The organism is Flavobacterium soli DSM 19725, from assembly GCF_000422705.1.
GTDB classification, from domain to species: Bacteria; Bacteroidota; Bacteroidia; order Flavobacteriales; family Flavobacteriaceae; genus Flavobacterium; species Flavobacterium soli.
This window is the reverse complement of record NZ_AUGO01000007.1, coordinates 1-18,872: the sequence shown is the minus strand read 5'-3', so window position 1 is coordinate 18,872 and position 18,872 is coordinate 1. Positions and strand designations below refer to the sequence as shown.

Below are 18,872 nucleotides of genomic sequence, written 5' to 3'. Positions count from 1 at the left end.
TTGCAAATGCGAAAGCACCACTACGAAAAATAAAAAGGGATAAGATAACTGCTCCCTTTTAACCCGCCATTTCTAAGTTTTAGCCATTTGTGGAACTTTATAAACCTGTAAATGGTCTCGCTGTAGCTGGAACATGGGTTCTGTTTTTTTCCGAATGTATCATGTGGTGGGGCTGTTGTTGAAGAAGATGAGCAGTATTTCGGTTGTAGAATAGTAGTATAGTATTTATGTATCAGATACGTTCTATATACGAATACTATACGGTATATATACGACATATACACGGCATACATACGGCATATATTGTTTTTATTTCGGATATTTGTCTCCACGTTTTTTAAATTATAAGGATATGGCAAAGCAGGTGGGTATTGTGCCTTTGGTTGGCACTATTGATGGCATTAATTTCTATATGCGAAAAGGGAAGCTGGTTGCCCGAAAAGCTGGTGGTGGCTTTACAAAGGAGCGTATTCAGAAAAGTGCTTCGATGGTTCGGGTTCGGGAAAGCAATACCGAGTTTGGACATTGTTCGCGTGTGAAGAAGCTGTTCAAGGACAGTTTGTTTCCTTTTCTTGGCAAGCAGCGGAATGAGGAATTGCAAGGGAGGCTCATGCAGCTGTTTATTCAAATCAAGAATACCGACCTGGTTTCTGAACGTGGCAAACGGCAGATAGCTGTGGGGTTGGAGCATGCTGATGGGAAAGCCTTGCTTGAGGGGTTTTGCTTTACGTCCTTTTGCCTACCGACCGACACCGGTTCTTATGATGCCACTGCAGCGGCCTATACCCTGAATGGATTTGCTCCCAAAAGGTTGAAGTTTATTACGGGTGCGACCCACTTTGAACTGCAACTTGGTGTAGTGGTTTTGGATTTGGTGGAACAGAGGGCTACCCTTTTTAGCAGTGAGGTCGTCCGTGTATCCAAAAATGGAGGCGTTCAAGATATTAGCTTGCCTGTAGTTATTCCAGCAGCGGCAAACGGTATTCGCATTGCGGTTTTGCATTACCGCTTTTCGCAGGAGGTGAATGGTGGTTTTTATGGCTTTCAGGAGGAGAAGGGGTTTGGAGTGAAGGTTGTGGGGGTGATTTGATTGTTTGCTTAAAAAATAGGGTTTCCCCTATTGTGGATGGTTAGAGATTGTTGGACATTGGCAGCGTCAAAAAAATGTAAAAATGAGGAAAACCGTAATTTATATTAAAAGCTTATAATTATCATTGTACCTTAAAGTCCATTCAATAAAGGTTTTCAAGTAAATATTTTAACATTACAACAAATTTTATATCTTTATCAAATTAACAAACAATTAATAAGAATGAGTAATCAAAATCCAGAGCAGATTGCCCGTGATAAAATCGATAGCCAACTCATTGGCTGTGGGTGGATTATTCAAGATAAGAAGAAATTTAATCTTTCGGCAGGTTTGGGTGTTGCCATAAGAGAATACCAAACGGATATTGGTCCGGCAGATTATGTATTGTTTGTTGATCGAAAAGCAGTTGGCATCATCGAGGCTAAAAGAGAGGAAGAAGGTGTTCGGTTGACTACGGTGGAAGACCAATCTGCGAGTTATGCCAATGCAAAACTACGATTGTTAAACAATGATCCTTTGCCTTTTGTTTATGAAAGTACTGGAGCAATTACCCGATTTACGGATTATAGAGACCCGAAGCCACGGTCTAGAACCGTATTTACGTTTCACAGACCCGAAACGTTCCAGCAATGGTCAAAAGAAAACAAAACACTTAGAGGAAGATTACACGATCTCCCTGCGCTTCCCGAAGACGGCTTGCGTGACTGCCAAGTTAGTGCTATCGCCAATTTAGAGAAGTCCTTTAAAGAACAGAAACCTAAAGCCTTGATACAGATGGCTACAGGTTCTGGGAAAACCTTTACAGCGATCACTTTTGTATATCGCTTGTTGAAATACGCGAAAGCAAAACGTATCTTATTCTTAGTCGATACCAAAAACCTTGGCGAACAGGCAGAAGGCGAATTCCGTTCTTTTATTGCCAATGAAGACAACCGCCTGTTTACAGAATTATATGGCGTTACGCGACTGAATAGCTCGTTTATTCCGAATGACAGCCAAGTCTATATCAGTACGATCCAGCGGATGTATTCTATACTAAAGGAAACCGAACTGGACGAAAGTGCGGAACTGGAAAATCCCAATGAAATGGCATTTCAGGCAAAAGAGCCTGTTCCTGTTGGTTATAATGAAAAAGTGCCTATTGAGTTTTTTGATTTCGTCGTCATTGACGAATGCCATAGAAGCATCTATAATTTATGGAAACAAGTGCTGGACTACTTTGATGTATTTCAAATCGGACTCACGGCAACGCCTGACAACCGAACCTTTGGGTATTTCAATCAAAATTTGGTTTCCGATTACGGCTATGAAAAAGCGGTGATCGATGGTGTTTTGGTTCCGTATAATGTTTTCACGATTGAAACCGAAATTACAAAACAGGGAAACATTATCAAGCTGGGTGAAAAAGTAGATAGAAGAGAGCGGCAAACCCGAAAGAAATTTTGGCAAGCCCTTGATGAAGATGTTGCCTATAGCGGTAAACAGCTTGATAAAGACGTTGTCAATCCAAGTACCATCAGAACCATTATCAGGGCAACCAAGGACAGTCTGCCCCAAATGTTTCCGGACCGTTTGGACAAAGATGGCAACTTTGAAGTGCCCAAGCTTTTGATATTTGCCAAGACCGACAGCCATGCCGAAGACATCATTGAGATTGTCCGGGAGGAATTTGGCGAAGAAAATAAATTCTGCAAAAAGATTACCTACCGAAGCGAGGAAGACCCAAAGTCAGTACTGCAACAGTTTCGGAATGATTATTATCCCCGTATAGCCGTTACCGTAGATATGATTGCTACGGGAACCGACATCCGTCCTTTGGAAGTCTTGCTCTTTATGCGTGATGTAAAAAGCCGAAGCTACTATGAACAAATGAAAGGACGCGGCACGCGAACCTGTTCAGTAGAAGAACTCAAAGCCAAAGGAACGCCGACCGCCAAATACAGCAAGGATCATTTTGTAATCATTGATGCCATAGGTGTGGAGCAATCCCAAAAAACGGACAGCCGACCTTTAGAAAAAGCGCCAGGCATCTCCATGAAGGATGTGCTGACGAGCGTGGCGATGGGTAATACCTCAGAAGATATGCTGACGACCTTAGCCAATCGATTGTTGCGTTTGGACAAACAGCTTTCTGAAAAGGACAAGCAAAAGTTTGTGGAGCAGTCTGGTGGTGCTTCAATAAACCATATTGTCAAACAATTACTGCATGCCTATGATCCGGACATAATCGAAAGTATAAAGTCAAATGTCAAAAGTCAGCTACAGGGTTATCCTCCATTTGAGATTGAGAAAAAGATTGATGAAGCACATTGTAAACTGATTGAAAATGCCGTAGCCGTTTTTCATAATCCGGATTTTAGGGATTTTATCATTGATATACGCAAACAATATGACCAGATTATTGATGTAGTCAATATGGATACCATTACCAAACAGGGCTGGGTAAAAGACCATGTGGAAACTGCCTATACTGCAATTGCAGATTTCAAGTCTTGGATTAACCTGCACAAAGACGAGATTACCGCCCTGCAGATTTTCTATTCCCAAGACTATAAAAATAGAAGCCTGACCTATAAGATGATTCGGGATTTGTATGACTTGCTTCTTGTGGAGCGACCTGCCTTGCGATTGAATGCTTTGTGGGATGCCTTTGCCACCGAAGAAGATCACGATGCCGAAGGCAAGTTGATCAAACGAATGCCGAGAACCGAAAAGCCAAAACAAGAATTGGTTTTATTGGTTTCGCTATTACGCAAGGCGATGGGAACAGATGAATGGCTGACGGCCTATGATAAAACGGTAGACCGTAATTTTCAGGAATGGGTGTTTAAAAAACAAGCAGGTACTCTAAAGTTTACCGAACCCCAAATGCAATGGTTGCGAATGATGAAAGATTATGTAGCCAACAGTTTTAGCATTGAAAAAGAGGATTTTGATTTAAGCCCTTTTAATGCGGAAGGTGGTTTGAGTAAGATGTGGGTTTTGTTTGGAGAAGAAACGGACAATATTATTAATGAATTAAATGAGGTTTTAGCAGCATAATGAGTGGATTATTTTTAAACTTTTATCAGGTTGATATACCGACAAAATCTGTACCTATTCATTCAGTTGAATACAGTCATTATTCATCGAAGGAAGCATTTATAGCTTTAAAAGAAAATTTCCCATATTTTTCTTTTTATCGTGATGATGATAGAATATTAATATGGAAAAAGGATAAGGATGCAGAACTTCCTGAAAAGAATAGTTTAATCGAAATTGACTTTACGGAAAAGGCAAAAGTGCTTTCCAAAATACTTGAAAGAGCTATTATCGATTTTATTGAACCTAAGGGTTACAAAATTTTCAAGAATAAATATTCTAATTCTTGGGAAATTGTTTCTATGAAAGATATTTTAAATGGTGGCATTGAAGGATTATCAATAAACAGAATTGTTCATTTTTCACCTTGTTTCTTTTTCAAAGAAAACAAATTAATGTTGGGATTTTCATTGTCAACATCACTTAAAAATGTATTTACTTGGAACAAAGCTGATTTTGAAAGGTATGGTTTTGACATAAAAGGATTGAAAGGAGATGAAGAAAGAATTTTTGCTAACAAACAATCGTTAAAACGTTTCTTAGAAACAAAAGGGGCAGTTGCTATGTATGACCAAATCATTGCTAAAGAAAATAAAAACGCAAAAATGTTTTCTATTATTGATGGCTTTTATAGGTGGCTTGAGAGAAATAAAACTGAAATTCAATTGCCATTTGGTTTGAAAATAAACTCTGTTTCTAAAAAGTATTTGCCTTTTGAAGATGAATTAATTAAATCTGAAATAATTCCTAAGCCACAGAGATATTTTTATAGTAACCGTAAAAATACCCAGAGTTTAAGGTACTATGATGAAATGGTTAAGACTTATCAGCCTTATTCACTAGAATTATATCAAAATAAACAAATTAACATTGGCATTATTTGCCCGTCGGAATATCAAGGAGAAACAGAAGGTTTTATAAAAAAAATAGAGTTGAAATTAAAAGAAGTATTTCATTTCAACTCTTTAATTTTTCATTTCAAAACCATCACTAATAAGGACTTAGCAAGCTACAAAGAAGTGTTATATGATGATGAGTTATTGAAATGTGATTTGATTTATGTAATTGTAAATGAAGCACAGGAAAAATTAAGTCCAAATAATTCACCATATTATGTTTGCAAAGCAAAATTTATTGGCAATGGAATACCGACACAAGACATTCAAATTGAAACAATTAGACAAAATTTGAATGCATTTACAATGACAAATATTTCTCTTAACTCATATGCGAAATTGGGAGGTACAGCTTGGACTATTGAAAAGGAAGATAAGCTAAAGGATGAGTTGGTTATTGGTATTGGTTCAACATTATCTGAAAATGGCCAGTTTGTTCTAGGTATTGCTCAAATTTTTCATAATGATGGCAGATATATGGCTGGCGACTGTTCGCCACTATCTACATTTTCAAATTATGCTGAAAATTTAGAGGATCATCTATATAAAACTTTAAAACCCTTAGTAGAGGAGATGAGCAAGTCAGGTACGTTTCGTTTAATTTTTCATTTATTTAAGTCGGCAAGTGAAGAATACGAAATAAGAGCTATTAATGGGTTACAAAAAAGGCTAGCTAATTACAATTTTGAGTTTGCATTAGTTCATTTAGCATATGGTCATAATTTTAGATTGTATTACAATGATGGGAATGGTGATATAAATCAAGGGACTTACATTCAACTTAGCAAACATTCTGCTTTACTTCATTTTGTTAGTAAAAGTGATTTGCCTTTAAAAATTGACTTAGATAAACGTTCTACATTTACAAGTCTGTTCTACATAGCTAAACAAGTATATTGGTTTTCACACTTGTCACATAGAAGTTATATGCCCTCTAAAAGAACAGTTACAATTATGTACCCATCAATAATGGCTAAAATGACTGAAGAGCTTAAAAAAGTGGAAGGTTGGGATTATGAAAGATTAAAAGCGGTAAGCGATAAGTTATGGTTTATTTAAGAGAGATTCTGAAACACAACAAAGCAAAGTTATTTCAACATAAAAATATTGAGTTAGCCGCATACTTGTATATCAAGTCTTTTTCAGAACTGTCAAATAATTCTTTTGAATTGAGTCCTGAAGAAGAATTTGCTTTAATAGGTTATAAAAAAGAATTTGTTGATACTTCAAAAATAGTTGCAATCGTTACTAAAACTCCAATTAAAGGAATTAGTGCAATTTCCAATGTTTATAAATTTGCAGGTCTATATTTATCAGCTAAAGATGAATTAAGCCAACAAATGATTGAGAAGTATGATCAAAGCGACTTAAAACAAAAATACTTTTTAACTAAAGTAGAACCATCACTAATTTCTAGATTATCAAAAGATATTTTAGAAATAGATGATGATCCTTTAGTGAATCTCGTTAGCACTGTTTTGGGTGTTAGTTTAGTAAATGACACAGATTTTAACACAACTTTAAAAAGCATTACGAGAGATTGTGATATAGATGTCCAAATGCAAATTTTGCTCGAAGATGTTGAAGATACTTTTCTTCAAACAAAGTTTATAAATAAAAATGCTGATGAAGTGGTTAGGGATGTAATGAATAATTTCAGTAATGCTATTCAAAAAATAATTAAAGATAGAAGGGTAAATCATCCAACTTTTAGAATTGAAGATGAGTATGATGTTCAAGACATTTTATATGTTATATTGAAATCAATTTTTCCAACTCTTAGAGAGGAAGATCCTATCCCTAAGGTGGGTGGGAAATCAACTAAAATAGACTTAATTATTAGAGAAGAGAAAATTTTAATTGAGGTAAAAATGATAAAAATAAAAGATTCAAATGAAATACATTTTATTGAACAGCTCAAAGTTGATTTTGAGTCTTATCACCAATGCAAATGGCTGAGAAAGCTATTTTGTTTTGTTTATGATCCTTATAAAAAAACTCGTGACATTTCAAACTTTAACGACTTAAATGGAGAAAGAAGAAAAGGTGAAAATAATTTTAATGTTGAAGTTATCGTAGTAAATTAATGAATAATGTAAATAAGTGGCAAGTAAAACCACTCGGAGAAGTTTGTGAAACTACTAGTGGAGGAACTCCTTCAAGAGGAAATAAATCATATTACAATGGTACAATTCCTTGGGTAAAATCTGGAGAATTGAACAAAGGAGTTATTTATGATACCGAAGAAAAAATTACTGAGGAGGCTATAAAAAATTCAAGTGCAAAAGTATTTCCTAAAGGTACTTTATTGATTGCCCTTTATGGAGCAACAATTGGAAAATTAGCTTTTTTGGGAGTGGAGGCGGCAACAAATCAGGCAGTTTGCGGAATATATAAAAATGAATCAATGAATTCAAAATATATCTACAACTTCCTATTCCATAAAAAACAAGATTTAGTGAAACAAGGGATAGGTGGAGCTCAGCCAAACATAAGTCAAACGATTTTAAAAAAGTTAGAACTCCCTATACCGCCACTTGAAACCCAAAATGCAATCGTCTCCAAAATCGAAGAACTTTTCAGCGATATAGACAAAGGTATTGAAGATTTAAAAATAGCACAACAGCAATTAAAGACGTATCGTCAAAGTGTTTTGAAATGGGCTTTTGAAGGGAAGTTGACAAATGAGAATTTGAAGGAAGGGGAGTTGCCTAAGGGATGGAAAATAGTTGATTTGAAGGAAGTCTGTGAAATAAAAAGAGGAAAATCAAAACATCGTCCAAGAAATGCACCTGAATTATATGGAGGCAATTATCCTTTTATACAAACTGGTGATATTAGAAACGCAAATGGAGGCTATATAAAAAGATATTCTCAGACATACAGTGAAATTGGATTAGCACAAAGTAAACTTTGGCCAAAAGGAACTTTGTGTATTACAATTGCAGCAAATATTGGAGAAACTGCAATATTAGATTTTGATGCTTGTTTTCCAGACAGTGTTGTAGGCTTACTTCCAAAAGATGGTATTCTTTTCAATAAATACTTGAATTATTTTTTCATTTCATTTAAACAGAAGTTAGAAGAGTTAGCACCAGCAACAGCCCAAAAAAATATTAATGTTGATATTTTAGAAAAAATTAATATACCAATAGCCCCTTTTGAAGAGCAACATCTAATCGTTCAAGAAATCGAAAGTCGTTTAAGTGTTGCCGATAAAATGGAGGAAAGTATTAATGAGAGTTTAAAACAGGCTGAGGCTTTGAGGCAGAGTATTTTGAAGAAGGCTTTTAATGGGGAGTTGGTTTAGAAATAGAAATTATATGGAATTATTATATTTTAAAATTTTTGAAATACCAGGTAAACAATTAAAAATTTGCAATAAAGATTTTAATTTAGAAGGTCGCTATAATTTTTCTGTTGATTCTAAAACAAAAGAAATTGATTTTAGAGTTAATGATAGTTACATTAATGATTTTTATGGAACTGATATTAAAATTAATTCTATTGTAGGTAAAAATGGTTTAGGGAAGACAACTTTATTGAAATTTCTTCAATACATTATATGTAAATTAAACAACGAGCATAGAATTTATGATTACCCTTTTGTTTGGTGGCATTGGTGTGCTATACATACAATGGATGATAAACTTTATTATTCAGAATCAATTACTGAAGATGATGAAATAAAAAAAAACCGAAAAAAATTAGTTATAGATGAAAATGGTTTTGCTCATTTCGATGATTTATATATTATTAAATCAAAACGAATCGAGTTTGATATTGATGAATGTATTCTTAACCGTAAAATCAGATCCACTTCATTATATTATTCTCCTTTTTTTGAATTTGAAGAAATTAAAATAGATCCTATTGATTATATCGATGTTTCAAATGATTATCTTTTTAATGAATCGAAACAAATAAAAGAAGAAAACGAACAAACCTTACCACAAACAATAAATTTTAGAAGAGAAGAAATTAAAAGACAAATCTCATTTATTGAGTTGGGTGATAATATCTTAGATGAATCAAACCGATTTTATAAAGACTTTATTCATCAGGGAATAAGTGTTTTTTTTAATGGAAAAATCAAAAAATTTGACACACAACAAAGATATATTGATTTTGAAGATATTAAGTTTTATGAAAATTTCGATAAGATTTATATGAGAGCTTTTTATTCAGCTAGGGATTATTTAAAAGGAAAAACTGTTTCAGATTATGAATTTTTTATTGCTCGAGATTCATTTTACAAAAGAATTTTAGAAATATTATATTATAATTTTGAATATAGACCTGAACCTAAAACAGACGAAGAAAACAATTACAGGCCCAAAATTCAAACATATAATTTCCAAACTGAGGACTATGACAAGGGAATTCCACATTTGTTTGAAAAGTTTATTTTGAATTTAAACATCGGGATTGACAATAATGAATTATTTAAAAGAATTCAAATATGCGTTTATGAAATAATTAACAAGTTTAAAAGATATGATTGGAATGATGACTTTTATACTTATGATGTTGAAATCGTCAAAGATTTTTTAAAAATAGAAAGAGGTATTCTCGAAATAATATCTTCTAAAGGAGAATTACCTTTATTTACTTTCGATTGGCCAAATCTTAGTACAGGAGAAAAAGCATATTTGAATTTGTTTTCCAGAATACACTACGGATTATTAGAGAAACTAAATAAAGAGAAAAGGTTTGAAGGTGTTAATTTATTATACATATTAATTGATGAAGGCTCAACAGGGTTCCATCCTCAATGGCAAAAAGAGTTTCTAAAAAGATTAATTCTTTTTACTAATCAAATAAACCCAATTAAAAAGCATTTTATTATCACTTCTCATTCGCCTTATTTACTGAGCGATCTGCAAATTGAAGATGTCATTAGTATTGGTGAAAGTGATGATTATAGATTTACAATAAAAAATACTTTTGGAGCAAATATACATGAACTTTTAGCAGACAAGTTTTATCTTGAAAACACCTTCATGGGTGATTTTGCAAGAGAAAAAATTGAAGAAATAGGGAAAGAATTAATTGATGAAAAAATCAATCCTAGTATAGAACGATTAAATGAAATTGAAAAAATTATCAATATTATTGGTGAGCCAATTTTAAAAGAAAGATTGGAGTTTTTGCTTGCTGAAAAAAAAGGAGTGAAAACAAAAGATGAAATAATTTTAGAACTTAAGGATGAAATTAAAAGACTAAAAGGTAATTGATATGAGAAAAATTTTAATTGACAAAAACCTTGAAGAAAAAGTTAATCATTTCTCTGACAATTTATTTGAAGCTAGAAATTTCATCAAGCCTATTGATAAATTAGAATTATTAAAAAAAAGAAATGGATTTAAAAGTGCCGACAAAATAAGATACATTAACAAAATAGTAGATGAATATAGAAATATTTTAAAAGCTAAACCAAAAAAGATTATTGAACTATGTAATGAATTTGATAATATTATTAAACAAAAAAATATAACTCCAAAATTTTGGAAAGCCATTGTTGAATGCTTAAGATATGAAGATTTAAGGAGTAAAGAATATTTGGACTTAGCAAATGAACTACAATACAAAACTTGTTTTTATTGCAATTCACAATTGACAGTTATAATTCCAATTGAATATTACACAACTAAAAAATTTAAAGGTCAAGTAAAATCAAGAAAGGCTACATTTGAATTAGACCATATAAAAGCTAAATCAAAATATCCTTTTTTAGCAACTAGTTTTTTTAACTTAATACCATCATGTTCAATTTGCAATAAAGCAAAAACAAATAATGACATTGAATTTAATTTTTTTGAAGAAGATTCTACTAAACTAGAATTAATAACATTTAAACTTGATAAGAAATCAGAACAAATATATTGGGAAACTAATTCTAAAAGTGATTTAATTTCAGATTTTGAATTAAATGGATATGATAGAGAAAATTATAATAATACTTTTAGAATAAAGGAAATATATGATACTCAAAAGGATTTAATCGAAGAACTAATTTATATTAAAAAAATTTACAGTCCTACTTACAAAAAAGACCTAATGAGTATTTTAAAAGAAGACAAACTTTTTCCTGATGAAGCATTTATTGATAGATTAATTATTGGTAACTATACAACTCCCGAAGAGTGTTATAAAAGACCTTTTTCAAAATTTACGCAAGATATAGCAAGACAATTAGAATTAATTAAATAACAAAAGTAAATCATGGACATTTCACCAGACAAACAAAACATAGATAGAGTTTTTTCAAATACCACTTACTACATAGATTTTTACCAAAGACAGTATAAGTGGAACGAAGAACCAGTTAAAAGGTTATTAGAAGATGTTTTTTATAAATTTAATGAAGAATATAAAAAACACAAAGATTCCGATATTCCATTAGATCAATTAATTTCTAAATATTCTTGGTATTATTTGAATACTTATGTAACGAATTTAGTTGATGGTAAAATTTTTATAGTTGATGGTCAACAGAGGTTAACCACTATAACTTTAATTCTAATTAAATTAAAGCATTTAGCTGAAAGTAATAAATCAGACTTAACTGATTGGATTAAAAACAAAATAACAGGACATTCTGGGTTTAAGAGAGAATTTTGGATGAACCATGAAATCCACAAGACAAGTATGCAAGGATTATTAGATGGAATTCTACTAGATACAATAGATACATCAAGCGGTATTACTGCTCAAAATATGGTTTCAAATTATCAAATTATATCAAAATGGATGGATGCCGAGTTTGGAGATAATCTCCATAAATTAGAATCTTTCATTTTCTTTTTCTTAAATAGGTTAGTATTAATAAACTTATCTGTAGAACAAACAGAGGTTCCAATGGTTTTTGAAGTAATTAATGACAGAGGTGTAAAACTTAAGCCTTATGAAATATTAAAAGGTAAATTATTAGGGCAGATTGAAAAAGATGAATTAATAGCCTTAAAGCTTAATGAAATTTGGGAAGAGCAGGTAAATAAAATAAACAACTATAAAGACGATGAGATTGATGAGTTCTTCACTTACTTTTTAAAAGGCAAATTAGCTGATACTAGAGGTCTTGCTCAAAAATTTGATAAGGATTATCATAGGGTTATGTTTGATGATGAATATGATAAAGTTTTAAAGCTTAAACATAATCCGAAAGAAGTAAAGAAATTTATTCTCAATGATTTTATTTATTTTACTAATTTATACCAAAAAGTATTTAAGTATGCAGTAACATATCATGAAAATCAGCCTTATACATTCTATAATAATTTAATAGATATGAATACACAGTGGTTGTTAATAATGTCAGCTTGTGAATTGAATGATATTGACGAAGAGGAAAAAATATATGCTGTTTGTAGACAGCTAGATAGAATGTTTTGTTTGTTACAACTTCAAAGAAGTTACAACAGTAATGCGTTTGCCACTGTAATTTACAAAATAAGTTCTGAAATACGAAATCAATCAGTATCAAAAATATACGATGTATTTGAATTTCATTTATTACAACTTATTTCAGACTATAGAGGAGTAAATGTTGATGATATTATTAATTATTCATTTTTTAAAGAAACAGGAATCGAATTAGAAAAAAGGTTTAAAAGATATTTTTTTGCACGAATAGAGAAGTTCATTGCAGATAATACTAAAATGAATATGAAGCACAATTTTTATGATTTAATACAAAATACCGGCTCTAAAAATGGTTTTCATGTTGAACATATTTTATCATACAATAAAGAAAATTTAAATTTATTCGATAATGATGAAGAACTATTTGAAAGAGAGCGAAACAGATTAGGAGGACTGTTAATTTTAAAAGGAGCAGATAATATATCAAGTAATAATGAAACTTACAAAAGGAAATTGAAATCTTATGCAAATACACTATATTGGAATGAAACTTTAAGAGAAGACACTTATAAATCTAAATTGGATTTCTCTAAAATGATTACCAGCTATAATCTTAATTTCAGAAGTATGGAAGTTTTTGGTAAAGAAGAGCTAGAAGAAAGACACAAACTATTATTTGATTTAATTAAAATTATTTGGAAGTAAATATTAAAATGAGCAAAGAAAAATCACAAAATACATCCTCCATAGTTTCAAAAGTCTGGGCCTTCTGCCAAACCCTCCGCGATGACGGAGTAGGCTATGGCGATTATTTAGAACAGCTTACGTATCTGCTTTTTTTGAAAATGGCAGATGAATACAGCAAGCCACCTCACAACAGAGAAATGCCCATTCCTGCTGAATTTGCTTGGGAAACCTTGACCACCAAAAGCGGTACAGAACTGGAATCGCATTATAACAGTATGCTAAGAGAATTGGCCAAAGAAAAAGGCATCTTGGGGCAAATCTTTGTCAAGAGCCAAAACAAAATTCAAGACCCTGCGAAGCTTTATAAATTGATTGCCTTGATCAATGCCGAGAGTTGGATCTTGATGGGGGTGAAAGACAAAGGCGATATCTATGAAGGCTTGCTAGAGAAAAACGCTGAAGATACTAAGAGTGGTGCAGGACAGTATTTCACACCAAGACCTTTGATCAAGGCAATGGTGGAATGTTTACGTCCGGAGCCTTTAAAGACCATTGCGGATCCTGCTTGTGGGACAGGCGGTTTCTTTTTGGCCGCTTACGACTGGATTGTAGATAACCGAAAACTGGATAAAGAAGCGAACAAGTTCTTGAAATATGAAACGTTTTTTGGCAATGAGATTGTAGCCAGCACCAGAAGGCTTGCCTTGATGAACTTGTTCCTGCACAACATTGGCGATATCGATTCTGATAATTTTATCTCACCTAATGATTCCTTGATTACGGATTCGGGAACACGTTATGACTATATTTTGGCGAATCCTCCTTTCGGGAAGAAGAGCAGCATGACGTTTACCAATGAAGACGGCGAACAGGAAAAAGAAGACCTGACGTATAACCGCCAAGATTTTTGGGTTACGACGAGCAACAAGCAGCTGAACTTTGTACAGCACATCCGCACGATGCTGAAAACCACAGGACAGGCGGCAGTGGTCTTGCCTGACAATGTTTTGTTTGAAGGTGGCGTTGGGGAAACGGTTCGGAAGAAACTTTTGGAAACAACTGATTTGCATACCATTCTTCGTTTACCAACGGGTATCTTTTATGCCAATGGGGTAAAAGCGAACGTCTTGTTTTTTGATGGTAAGCCTTCTAGCAAAGATCCGTGGACGAAAGAAACGTGGGTGTATGATTATAGAACCAACATCCATCATACCTTAAAAAAGAATCCTTTAAAATTAAGCGATCTTAAGGATTTTATCGAATTATATAATCCTGAAAACCGACACAAGCGTATGGAAACTTATAACGCAGAAACTAATCCAGAGGGAAGGTGGCGCAAGTTTTCTTATGATGAAGTGATTGCAAGGGATAAAACCAGTTTGGATATTACTTGGCTAAAGGATAAGTCTTTGGCGGATTTGGACAATCTGCCTGACCCGGATGTTTTGGCTGTGGATATTATAGAGAATATTGAGAGTGGGTTGGAGAGTTTTAGAAGGGTGTTGGGGAGTTTGAAATAACATTTATGGAAAATTTTAGAGGACAAATATTGTATGATCTACAATTGGATGGAAGTCTTACCGGTGTTTATACTAATAATCACCCTGCATTGAGTGGTATACTATTAACGGAAATAGCGAGAGTGAGATTAGATAGTCAAGCTTACGATAGAAGTGATGGTATATTCGAATATGATTCTGTTTATATTGATATTGAAAATAGTACGGTAAATTGTGAACTGACTTTTAGAGTGAACAATAGAATTATTCAAGCTGAATGGCGATTAGAAAATGGAAGGATTGTTTTCAGAGGTGAGGGTTTTTTAATGAATGATAGGCAAATTGCACTATCTTATTGGTCAGTGAATGCTTTCGAATAGGGAACCAATATTTTTTAATACTATAAAGTTATAATTGACCAGAGTGGGATTAGAACCCACAACCCTCGGCACCACAACCCGAAGCATCACCTTAAAATAGTCAAAAAAAAGTTCACACAACAACTCAGGATGAACAATTACAATCCAAAAAAACACCCCAGCTCTGCGAAGTCGGGAGACTTCGCAGAGCTGGGGAAGATAACCGGTCATTTTAAGACGCCAGGTTCGAGCCCTGCGGGTTTAAAATAAAATCTCCACCCTGCGGGTAGTATTTGATTTTAAAAACCTGGCTTATTTGAAATTCCCGATTCCATAAACAACTTTCTTTTTTCTCTTTTTTTCTTTTGAAAAATTTTGAAGGAAACCATAGATGTGAAAGCCTGCAACCCCTCTACTTCTGCTCCGTAGCATCCTTCCCTAACATCGAATACATTTCATCTGCCAATTCGGCCTGGTCATAAGGCATAAACTGCAACGCAAGTTCTATGATGCGGTTTACGTCTATGCTATTATTATGCACTAACTCAGAAACTTCCTGCCCGTCATCGTGTGTTGCAAGCGCACAAAGCTTAAGAAGATTGGCAGCGACACTCACCATGTCGAAATAATTATACACCCTGACCTTGCAAGTAAAAATGGCTTTATTCCTTACTGGTTCAAGCTTATGAAAATACCGTGGCACGAATGCCTTTAGTTCTTCCAATGTTTTTATATTTTCCATCATTCAGCTGTTTAAGGGTTGTACGTTTTCACTTTTCAGCCGCTCCAATTCAGTACCCGCCAATTCTTGCGCAACTCTCACAAACTCGCTGCATCTGCCCGACAGGAAATCCATGTCCGTATCATTTACTTCCCATTCATACTTAAAGCGCATCGAGCTTGGAGGCGTACTGACCATCCGAAAAAGACGTTCATCCTCTTCGCTGTTCCTCGGGAAAAATTGGTCAGGCAGCGAAGTAAAGAACCTGCAGAGATTTACTAAATAATTCAATGAAAAATAATTGGGAGTGTAACCGAGAAACACACGGATCAGACCCAGGCAGGTATGCTCTGCCACAAGGTTTAACATGACTTGGTCAACGGTCGACATCGTACAGGATGCCCTTTCGGCATGCGCCTCCAGGAAAATATTGGCGATCGCGCCGCGCTCCACCATAAATTGCTCTGCAAACGAAGGGTCGCGCTGCGGAAGTTTTTTATTCTTTATCGGGCACCTGTAGCCATCCGCCTGATAGAGCAATTCACCTTCGAGGATAACCTTTGAGAAAAAATAGTGCTGGTCTCCAACCGCCCGCTTCAACGATGCGGTCTTATGGACCAATACTGTTGCCTTAACTCGTGCATCCGTTTTGGTGTTGATAATCGCGCTGAGGTCAGCCGATGCATTTGCCCTTGTCGATTTAACAAGCACTAAAAGATACAATTGCGTCTGCCGGACCTTATCCTTTGAAAACCCGTCCACAAGATCTTCGCTATGCCCAGTTTCCTTTTTTCCAAAACAGTAAATGCCATCTGTCGGAATATAATCAGTGATGATTTTACAGCTATTCTGCAGGTCTTGCGACATTGTTTGTGCATTCGTTGATCCAACATCAGCAGTTATAGCCGTGCTGCTTTTGGAAACCACCGCCGTTTTAGGTTGTCGCGCATGCATTTTCATTTGCGTTTTCTTATTCGAAAACTCCAATTTGCAGCGTTCAATGGCGAGCGCAAAAAGCCGCTCGAGTTCTTTTTCGGCAAAAATCATCTTTTCTGCTGCCGCGTCCACGAGCTCAATGGTCAGCGGTTCCGCCTCAAGGTTTTTCTGCACCGCTTCACAGGCATCGTTTAGTTCTACCTCAAGTGCGGCTTCATCCTCTATTTCGGGATTGAACAGCAACCCCAATGCTGGCGCATACATCACGACATGCTTTTGCTGTACTTCAAGGTCTTTTGAAACAGGATATTCTCCTGTCAAGAACCATGCTGCGGTATGGTATAAATGCCAGATGACCTGATGAACAGTGTAGGCGGCCAATACGAAACTGTCGGCGCGGCGGTAGTTGTATGCCTGCACGCGCAATTTGTGCAGGCCATTGATCTCGGACTCAAAATATTTGACCGCATTTCGCAGGAAACGCTTTTTCTTAACTACCGGCAGGTGCGACAGGACATCATCGGTCGACGTATAGACAACGGACTGCAAGGTACAATGCATCGCGAAAAACGGATTACCGTCGTTCAGATCGTCTTCTATCCATTTCTTGTCAAAAATGCGCAACGAGAACTGCGGGAAAGTTTCTACTATTTTCCAGGAATATTCGTAAATATCATCCCAGTAATGCGGACTGTCGTCAGCCAGAATGACAAGGAGAATTCCGAGGTTCGAACCTTCTTCAAGATGCTTGGAAAAGTAAATGGCCTCTACGGCAATATAACTTAAAACAACTTCAACCGCCCTTTCAAGGTCTGCCTGATGGGGATGGTCTTTGGTAATGCATAAATTGTGGTACATAATTTTGAAATTTAAAGTGAAACATATCCGAAAAATTGTATTTTTGTTAAATCACTGCAAGTAAGGAAGACCGTTTTCTGTACCGTATCATTTTGTTCTGTATGTTACACGTATCTTACATTTGCAGCGTTCCAAACACATTTATTACTTTTGAATTATGACACCAACTAAAAACCACATCGGCAGAAAAATTAGCCGCATCCGCGAATTACGCGATATGAAACAAGAAGCACTCGCCCAGGCTATGGGAACAAATCAGCAGGCAATTTCAATAATGGAAAACAGCGAGACGATTGATGATGAAAAACTAATTGAGGTAGCGAAAGCGCTAGGTGTAACACCCGAAGCTATTAAGAATTTCAGTGAAGAAGCTGTGTTAAATATTATAGGCAATACATATAACGATAGTAACATCGTACATGGAAGTGCATTTAATTGTAATTTCAATCCTTTGGATAAATTGATTGAAGCTTACGAAGAAAATAAGAAGCTTTATGAACGATTGCTTGAAGCTGAAAGAAATAAAAAATAGTGGGATGTTCTTGACCATTCTAAGACTGTATTCACCGTCTTTTTTTTATTGCCTTACGTTTAAAAAAAAGACAGAAAATTTTAGTAAAAAACATATCTAAACAACTCTACCATCACTCCCTATTGAAGCAAAATCCTAACATTATAAAAATAGCATATCCTAGCTTTTAATTTTGGTCAAAAAAACTACTCCTTATTCTTTACCAGTTCTACATTCAAATTATAGCCTAGTTTTTCAGTCCTTACAACCAATTGCTTAAAAGAGGGCAAATGCTTACCATTCTTCCATTCATTAATTCTTTCAACAGGTTTGCCCGTCCTCCTGGAAAGCTCTGCCTGGTTGAAATTTACAATTTCCAATAGTTTCAGGAATATTTCAAATTGGATCTCCATAGTTATTTTTATGCAAATATAATGCATAGCCAGCACAGAATACCTACCCTTTATACCATTACATCATTCAGTATTTAGACACCTGTCTTTTTGCATCTTTAAATTGTTGAACTAGGTCTTGGCAGATGAATGTCATAAATGGCAAAGTGCACCATTACTAATTATTCGCAATAAATTAACATTTATAAAAACTGCAATCCTTTCAAAAGCCCAAAAATACGGTTCTTACTTTTACGGAATTCTTACCAATGAATTACAAAAAAATGTGTTAATTTTCCGCAGTCGTAAGATAATACGCCGTAATTAAAGAACCACTAAGACATACGATATGAGAAAATTGCTTCCCCTTTTGCTACTTCCCCTTGGGCTTTCTGCCCAGGAGATCCTCTGGGAGAAATCCCTTGGCGGACGCCATGCCGAATACCTGACCGACCTCCAGCCCACTGCCGACTATGG

The 18,872-nt window shown here is 34.7% G+C and carries 14 protein-coding genes; 11 read left to right on the top strand and 3 right to left on the bottom strand.

The genetic code is table 11. The features are described from left to right. Nucleotides 1-352 precede the first annotated feature (352 nt). The 10 genes from G508_RS0109205 (at nt 353) to G508_RS0109160 (ending at nt 14,998) form a co-directional block, all read left to right on the top strand. Nucleotides 353-1,090 carry a hypothetical protein gene (locus G508_RS0109205; RefSeq protein ID WP_026705045.1) on the top strand — a complete coding sequence of 246 codons (738 nt, stop codon included), beginning with the start codon at nt 353-355 and terminating at the stop codon, nt 1,088-1,090. 222 nt (nt 1,091-1,312) lie between these two features. Next, on the top strand, nt 1,313-4,132 hold the full coding sequence (locus tag G508_RS0109200; RefSeq protein WP_026705044.1) for a type I restriction endonuclease subunit R: 2,820 nt from the start codon (nt 1,313-1,315) through the stop codon (nt 4,130-4,132). Continuing rightward, complete coding sequence (locus G508_RS0109195) at nt 4,132-6,126, top strand: argonaute/piwi family protein (RefSeq protein WP_026705043.1); 1,995 nt, start codon at nt 4,132-4,134, stop codon at nt 6,124-6,126. The genes G508_RS0109200 and G508_RS0109195 overlap by 1 nt, the downstream gene beginning before the upstream one ends. Beyond that, nucleotides 6,114-7,154 (top strand): PD-(D/E)XK nuclease domain-containing protein, encoded by a 1,041-nt coding sequence (locus G508_RS0109190; RefSeq protein ID WP_026705042.1) that lies wholly within the window; start codon nt 6,114-6,116, stop codon nt 7,152-7,154. Before G508_RS0109195 ends, G508_RS0109190 begins: the two co-directional genes overlap by 13 nt. Continuing rightward, the gene (locus G508_RS18775) at nt 7,154-8,377 is read left to right on the top strand and encodes a restriction endonuclease subunit S (protein ID WP_051197529.1); all 1,224 of its coding nucleotides are present in this window, start codon (nt 7,154-7,156) and stop codon (nt 8,375-8,377) included. Before G508_RS0109190 ends, G508_RS18775 begins: the two co-directional genes overlap by 1 nt. 13 nt (nt 8,378-8,390) lie before the next feature. After that, the gene (locus G508_RS0109180) at nt 8,391-10,304 is read left to right on the top strand and encodes an AAA family ATPase (RefSeq protein ID WP_169628024.1); all 1,914 of its coding nucleotides are present in this window, start codon (nt 8,391-8,393) and stop codon (nt 10,302-10,304) included. A gap of 1 nt (nt 10,305) precedes the next feature. Continuing rightward, nucleotides 10,306-11,280, top strand: a complete 975-nt coding sequence (locus G508_RS0109175; protein ID WP_026705040.1) for an HNH endonuclease — start codon at nt 10,306-10,308, stop codon at nt 11,278-11,280. A 12-nt stretch (nt 11,281-11,292) separates the two neighbouring features. Next, a complete protein-coding gene (locus G508_RS0109170) occupies nt 11,293-13,137 on the top strand; it encodes a DUF262 domain-containing protein (protein WP_026705039.1) in 1,845 nt (614 codons plus the stop codon). Nucleotides 13,138-13,145: 8 nt separating this feature from the next. After that, complete coding sequence (locus G508_RS0109165) at nt 13,146-14,639, top strand: class I SAM-dependent DNA methyltransferase (RefSeq protein WP_035694495.1); 1,494 nt, start codon at nt 13,146-13,148, stop codon at nt 14,637-14,639. 5 nt (nt 14,640-14,644) lie between these two features. Then, the gene (locus G508_RS0109160; RefSeq protein ID WP_026705037.1) at nt 14,645-14,998 is read left to right on the top strand and encodes a hypothetical protein; all 354 of its coding nucleotides are present in this window, start codon (nt 14,645-14,647) and stop codon (nt 14,996-14,998) included. 391 nt (nt 14,999-15,389) lie between these two features. Here G508_RS0109160 and G508_RS0109150 read toward each other — a convergent pair whose 3' ends face one another. Together G508_RS0109150 and G508_RS0109145 are read right to left on the bottom strand one after the other, a co-directional pair. After that, nucleotides 15,390-15,719: a hypothetical protein gene (locus tag G508_RS0109150; protein ID WP_157485927.1), complete on the bottom strand. Its 330-nt coding sequence runs from the start codon at nt 15,717-15,719 to the stop codon at nt 15,390-15,392. Between the two features lie 3 nt (nt 15,720-15,722). After that, a complete protein-coding gene (locus G508_RS0109145; RefSeq protein ID WP_026705035.1) occupies nt 15,723-17,492 on the bottom strand; it encodes a hypothetical protein in 1,770 nt (589 codons plus the stop codon). Nucleotides 17,493-17,646: 154 nt separating this feature from the next. Between G508_RS0109145 and G508_RS0109140 the strand changes: the two genes are divergently transcribed. Then, complete coding sequence (locus G508_RS0109140) at nt 17,647-18,024, top strand: helix-turn-helix domain-containing protein (protein WP_026705034.1); 378 nt, start codon at nt 17,647-17,649, stop codon at nt 18,022-18,024. A 185-nt stretch (nt 18,025-18,209) separates the two neighbouring features. Here G508_RS0109140 and G508_RS0109135 read toward each other — a convergent pair whose 3' ends face one another. After that, nucleotides 18,210-18,416: a helix-turn-helix domain-containing protein gene (locus G508_RS0109135; protein WP_026705033.1), complete on the bottom strand. Its 207-nt coding sequence runs from the start codon at nt 18,414-18,416 to the stop codon at nt 18,210-18,212. Between the last annotated feature and the right edge of the window lie 456 nt (nt 18,417-18,872).

What these genes read in the sequence shown, in the direction of transcription:
- G508_RS0109205 (WP_026705045.1), top strand. Translation starts at nt 353, where the DNA reads ATGGCAAAGCAGGTGGGTATTGTGCCTTTGGTTGGCACTATTGATGGC.
- G508_RS0109200 (WP_026705044.1), top strand. Translation starts at nt 1,313, where the DNA reads ATGAGTAATCAAAATCCAGAGCAGATTGCCCGTGATAAAATCGATAGC.
- G508_RS0109195 (WP_026705043.1), top strand. Translation starts at nt 4,132, where the DNA reads ATGAGTGGATTATTTTTAAACTTTTATCAGGTTGATATACCGACAAAA.
- G508_RS0109190 (WP_026705042.1), top strand. Translation starts at nt 6,114, where the DNA reads ATGGTTTATTTAAGAGAGATTCTGAAACACAACAAAGCAAAGTTATTT.
- G508_RS18775 (WP_051197529.1), top strand. Translation starts at nt 7,154, where the DNA reads ATGAATAATGTAAATAAGTGGCAAGTAAAACCACTCGGAGAAGTTTGT.
- G508_RS0109180 (WP_169628024.1), top strand. Translation starts at nt 8,391, where the DNA reads ATGGAATTATTATATTTTAAAATTTTTGAAATACCAGGTAAACAATTA.
- G508_RS0109175 (WP_026705040.1), top strand. Translation starts at nt 10,306, where the DNA reads ATGAGAAAAATTTTAATTGACAAAAACCTTGAAGAAAAAGTTAATCAT.
- G508_RS0109170 (WP_026705039.1), top strand. Translation starts at nt 11,293, where the DNA reads ATGGACATTTCACCAGACAAACAAAACATAGATAGAGTTTTTTCAAAT.
- G508_RS0109165 (WP_035694495.1), top strand. Translation starts at nt 13,146, where the DNA reads ATGAGCAAAGAAAAATCACAAAATACATCCTCCATAGTTTCAAAAGTC.
- G508_RS0109160 (WP_026705037.1), top strand. Translation starts at nt 14,645, where the DNA reads ATGGAAAATTTTAGAGGACAAATATTGTATGATCTACAATTGGATGGA.
- G508_RS0109150 (WP_157485927.1), bottom strand. Translation starts at nt 15,719, where the DNA reads ATGGAAAATATAAAAACATTGGAAGAACTAAAGGCATTCGTGCCACGG.
- G508_RS0109145 (WP_026705035.1), bottom strand. Translation starts at nt 17,492, where the DNA reads ATGTACCACAATTTATGCATTACCAAAGACCATCCCCATCAGGCAGAC.
- G508_RS0109135 (WP_026705033.1), bottom strand. Translation starts at nt 18,416, where the DNA reads ATGGAGATCCAATTTGAAATATTCCTGAAACTATTGGAAATTGTAAAT.